Raw genomic sequence first — 1,862 nt, 5'->3', positions numbered from 1 at the left:
GCGTAGCATGGCTCAGATCCTGATTGAACTGATGGTGTCGTAAATCGGACCCAGCACGGACAGCATGATCCAGCCTAGCAGCAGGCCGAGAATCACCGTCATCGTTGGCTCGATCATGGATTGCAGGCGCTCGATCTGCTCGCGTACTTCGCGGTTGTAGAAATAGGCCACATTGCGCAGCGCGCGGTCCAGCGCGCCGGTGGTTTCGCCCACGCGTAGCATGCGCACCACCAGCGGCGGGAAGATGCCGGTTTCCTGGAAGGCRCCCGCCACCGTTCGCCCTTCCGCGATCAGCTGGCCTGCCCGCCGCAGGGCGGCCGCGATCACGCGGTTGCCTGCGATGCCTTCGGACAGCCGTATGCATTCCAGCACCGTGATGCCGGAGGCGTACATCAGGGCGAAGTAGGTCGCGATGYGCGCCAGGCTGATTTTCTGCAGAGTGGAACCCAGCGGCCAGGAGCGCAGCTTGAAGGAATCGAAGGCGTACGCAGCGCGCTCGCTATGCCGCAGCCACCAGTTGCCGGCCTGCCAGGCGATCAGCGGAACGGCCAGCAGCAGATACCAGTAATGGATGAAGACATTGGAGACGGCAATTAGCGCCCGCGTCTGGATCGGCAGTTCGTGGCCCATATTGCGGATGAAGGCGGTCAGCTGCGGCACCAGGTAAATCATCAGGAAGAACACGACGCCGCTGACGATTACCACCACCAGCGCCGGATAAGCCAGCACCTTGCGCGCCTGCGCGGCCAGTTCGTCCTGCCATTTCAGGCTTTCCGCCAGATTGGCGAAGACTTCATTGRCCTTGCCGCTTTGTTCTCCCGCGCGTACCAGGCTGGTGAAGGTCGCATCGAATACTTCCGGATAGGCCGACAGCGCGGAGGAGAGCTGCAAGCCGCCTTCGATGCTCTCCACGATATCGGTCAGGATTTCGCGGAAGCGCGGGTGATCGATGCTGTCACGCAGGTCGGACAGCCCCTCCAGAATCGGCACGCCTGCGCTGCTCATCTGCTCCATGTGGAAGCAGAAGTTGATCAGGTCCTTGCGGTTGATGGCGCGCCGGCCCAGTGCGATTTCGCGCTTGCGCGTTTCGCGGTAATCGATCAGGTCCAGCTCCATGCGGTGCAGGCGGGCTTCCAGATCGGGGACGTTGAGCGCGTCCATATTTCCCGGCACGATTTCGCCGCTGGCATCCATGGCGCGGTACAGGAACTGCTTCATGCCAGCCTCTCGGTCAGATCCACCACGCGCGAGACTTCTTCCAGCGTGGTGGCGCCTTCCAGCACACGGCGCATGCCGTCATCGATCAGCGAGCGGAAACCCGCGCCGCTGGCGGCGTTGCGCAGCTCGCGCAGCGAGGCGCGGCGGGCGATCAGCTCATCCAGGTCGGCGTTCATCTTCAGCAGTTCCAGGATGGCCAGGCGGCCTTTGTAGCCTTGATGGACGCAGCGCTCGCAGCCCACGGCGCGGTAGATGGTGGTTTGCGGATGATCTGGATGCAGGCCAAGCAGGCGGCGCTCCAGCGGATCGGCGATGTGCGCTTCGCGGCAGTGCATGCACAGCCTTCGCACCAGGCGCTGAGCGATGATGCCGATGATGTTCCCGGCCAGGACGTCCGCCACCACGCCGATATCGAGCAGGCGCGAGATGGAGCCGACGGCGGAATTGGTGTGCAGGGTCGAATACACCTGATGGCCAGTCATGGCGGCGGCCAGCGCCATGTCGGCCGTTTCCTTGTCGCGGATTTCGCCGACCAGGATCACGTCCGGGTCCTGCCGCATCATGGAGCGGATGCCGTCCGCGAAGCCCAGCTTGGCCGATTCGTTCACCGAAGTCTGGCGGATCATGTTCATCGGGTATTCGAC

At 63.3% G+C, this 1,862-nt stretch carries 2 protein-coding genes; both read right to left on the bottom strand.

Annotated features, from left to right (window positions below; translation table 11 throughout):
- Positions 1-12: 12 nt before the first annotated feature.
- The gene (locus AB4Z11_RS30590) at positions 13-1,218 is read right to left on the bottom strand and encodes a type II secretion system F family protein (RefSeq protein ID WP_442029786.1); all 1,206 of its coding nucleotides are present in this window, start codon (positions 1,216-1,218) and stop codon (positions 13-15) included.
- On the bottom strand, positions 1,215-1,862 hold a 648-nt coding region (locus AB4Z11_RS30585), incomplete at its 5' end, for a GspE/PulE family protein (protein ID WP_442029784.1). The genes AB4Z11_RS30590 and AB4Z11_RS30585, both read right to left, overlap by 4 nt.

The sequence above is a fragment of the Pseudoduganella sp. RAF53_2 genome (assembly GCF_052113985.1).
Lineage (GTDB): Bacteria > Pseudomonadota > Gammaproteobacteria > Burkholderiales > Burkholderiaceae_D > Rugamonas.
This window is presented reverse-complemented; position numbering and strand designations above follow the sequence as displayed.